The following is a 2,863-nucleotide window of genomic DNA, read 5'->3' on the forward strand; positions in this document are numbered from 1 at the left end:
CCGCTTAGCGGTCGGAGTCGGGTAGTTTACCCAAATTCCTGTTCGATGATCCGCCATCGGGCAGTGATCACGCCTGGCTCTAGGCTGAGGCGGCTGACGACAAGTTCCAGGGCTTGGTCATCGCGGGTCTGGGTGACCAGCTCTGCTTCGACTTTGACCAGATCAGGCTTGTCCTCCAGGTCTTCGCTGTAGAGGGCACGCAGTTTGAGATGGGTGGGAGCTATGCCTTGCAAGAGCAAGGCGCGGATGTGGGCCTCTGCTTGGCTTTTGCAGATGAACGAACACTCATAGACCAGTTCCAGTTCTGTGCCTTTCAAAGGCTGCTGGTTGATGCGGTAGCCCAGTGGACGCAGCACAACGTTGGAGATCAACACAGCTGCGGCCCCAATGGCAGCTTGGGGAATGTACCCCGATCCGGCAAAGGCTCCCACCGCGGCTGCACACCAGATGGTGGCGGCGGTGTTCAGGCCACGGACGCTGGCTCCTTCCTTGAGGATCACGCCACCGGCCAAAAAGCCAATCCCCGATACCACTTGGGCCGCAATACGGGTCGGGCTGCTTTCATCAGGGGTGAGAACCGAGAGCATGACAAACAAAGCTGCACCCGTGGCCACCAAGGTGTTGGTGCGTAAGCCGGCCATGCGCTGCCGCCACTGTCGCTCCAGGCCAATGAGGGATCCCAGGACAAAGGCAACGGCCAAACGCAAGGTGAAGTCAATCCAGGTCATGCTCCGGTTCTCGTGGTTTAGCCATCCTCATCTGGGATCCCAAGGGCAGTGGCTTCCTGTTGCAAGGTTTGCCAGAGGGCTTCCAGTTGAGCAAAGGCGGATTCTGGGGCCAGCTTACCACCCGTTTCTAAAGCACAGGTTATGCCCACCCGATAGGCATACTGCTGCAGCCGTGACCGAAATTGAGCAGCAGCCAAGGGAGATAGAACTTTCAAGGTCATGGCACACCTCCTAAATGTTTGCTGTAACCCTTCGTTGGTCAAAGGACACCTCGTAAAAGTGCTCTGCGCCGCCGTCGCGATGGCCTTGTGGCGAGACTCTGAAAGGCTGATTTCTCAAGAAGGGCTGGATTATTCGTTCCTGGAACGCGCTTTGCCGGTGAGGTGCCCCCTGGATCCAGCGCCGGCGCAGCCCTAGAGCCCCACTTCAACCCCGACTAGCCAAGCCACCAGGGTGAAATACACCCAGAGGCCGGTGAAGTCTTTAATGGTGGTGATAAAAGGATCCGCTCCCGGAGCGTGGTCAAAGCCCAGCTTTAACATCACCCAGGGCAAAATGGCGCCCAAGATAGCCCCCAAAGTGAGGACAATGGCCAGAGCCAAGCCCACCGCTAGACCCAATTGTGGGATCCCATTGGGTGCCCCCTGCCAGAAGTAGGCAATCACCCCAGCCGTGGCCCCCAGGATCACACCGATAATGCCACCAATGCTGGCTTCCCGCAGCAAATAGGGGAGAAACTGCCGCACGTTGATGTGGCCCCAAGCCAAGCCACGGGCAAAGATGGTCGTAGATTGGGTACCGACATTACCGCCCATATCCATGACCAAGGGGATGAAAATAGCCGCTGCCGTTACTGCTTGCAACACCTCCTCAAAGGTTTCGATCACTCCCCCCACCAACATGCCGCCAATCAAGGTGATGATTAAAAACGTGATGCGCAGGCGGACGGCATACCAACGGGAGCCTTTAACCAGGCGCTCGCTCCAAACCTTGTCTCGGCTGAGCAAGTTGCCCACCCCTGCTTGGGCCAGAGCGGCGTCGGTGGCTTCTTCTTCCACCAAGTTGATGACATCTTCAAAGGTGATATCTCCCACCAAGCGCCCTTCCGTATCCACCACCGGAATGGCCGGCAAGCCGGAATCTTTGAGCAAACGGGCTGCCTGGAGATCCCGGTCGGTAACCCGAGCAAAAATATCCGATCCCTCAATCAGCTCCCGAATGGGCAAATCCGGATCTGCTTTCACGAGGCGCACGGTGCGAACCAAACCTTTGTAGAACCGCTGATCGTCCACCACAAAAATCACATCCAGCTCATCGTCTCCCAGTTGAGAGTCCCGCACGCTGGCCAGAGCAGCCCCGACGGTGATGGTATCCCGTACCGACAAGTAGCGCAGGTTCATCAGCCGACCGGCACTGCGCTCTGGATAACCCAGCAAGATATTCACTGCTTCCCGAGCTTCTGGGCTGAGGTTGGCAATGAGGCGCTTGGTTACTTTGGCCGGCAACTCCTCAAACAGACGTACCCGCTCATCAGGTGGCAGAGCTTCTATGAGCTGGATCACTTCTGGGCTTTCCATGCTGCGAATGAGATCGGCCTGCTCTTCGGGCCGCAGATACTCAAACACTGCAATGGCTCTGTCTTTTTCCAGCAAGCGAAAAGCCAGTACCCGCTGCCGAGGTGAAATCTCCATCAACTGCTGCACCAGCTCGGCAATGGGAGCGCGGTTGGCCTCTCGCTTGGCGGCTTCCAAGGAAGCAGGGGTTAGGAGATCGCGAAGAACGTTGTGCCGCATGATAAACCTCCGAACGTTGGGGTCAGCCGGGATGAAGAGAACCAGGAGGTCAACAGCCAACCGGTGCTCCGAGGCTCACAGGGAAGCCCTGAAACCCTTGGATGGCCGCGCAGCAAGCCGTAGGTCTAGCGCCAGGCCTCCAAGCCCAGCTTGGATCGCAAGCGCCCAAGCCGATAAGAGGGACTCCAAGGGATCCCCAGGCCTGCGGAAACCCCAAAACCCACAACAGGAAAGTCAAGGGGAATCCCCTCGGAATTACTCCTGATCTCCCCTTTTCTGAACAGGGCTGTACAAACCTATTGCTCAGGTAAGGCTCTGCTCAGCTCATCTGTTCGTCGCCGA

At 57.6% G+C, this 2,863-nt stretch carries 3 protein-coding genes; all 3 read right to left on the reverse strand.

Features of this window, described 5'->3' with window-relative positions:
• Positions 1-26 precede the first annotated feature (26 nt).
• Complete coding sequence (locus tag NW815_RS10410) at positions 27-728, reverse strand: MgtC/SapB family protein (protein WP_414388027.1); 702 nt, start codon at positions 726-728, stop codon at positions 27-29.
• A 17-nt stretch (positions 729-745) separates the two neighbouring features.
• Positions 746-949, reverse strand: a complete 204-nt coding sequence (locus NW815_RS10415; RefSeq protein ID WP_238376758.1) for a hypothetical protein — start codon at positions 947-949, stop codon at positions 746-748.
• A gap of 192 nt (positions 950-1,141) precedes the next feature.
• Positions 1,142-2,521, reverse strand: a complete 1,380-nt coding sequence (gene mgtE, locus NW815_RS10420) for a magnesium transporter (protein ID WP_414332078.1) — start codon at positions 2,519-2,521, stop codon at positions 1,142-1,144.
• Positions 2,522-2,863 lie beyond the last annotated feature (342 nt).

This window comes from Synechococcus sp. R6-7 (assembly GCF_047461695.1).
In the GTDB taxonomy this organism is placed as follows: Bacteria; Cyanobacteriota; Cyanobacteriia; order Thermostichales; family Thermostichaceae; genus Thermostichus.

Bases quoted from the DNA above. Each gene is read 5' to 3' on its own strand.
- mgtE (WP_414332078.1), bottom strand. From the start codon at position 2,521: ATGCGGCACAACGTTCTTCGCGATCTCCTAACCCCTGCTTCCTTGGAA.
- NW815_RS10410 (WP_414388027.1), bottom strand. From the start codon at position 728: ATGACCTGGATTGACTTCACCTTGCGTTTGGCCGTTGCCTTTGTCCTG.
- NW815_RS10415 (WP_238376758.1), bottom strand. From the start codon at position 949: ATGACCTTGAAAGTTCTATCTCCCTTGGCTGCTGCTCAATTTCGGTCA.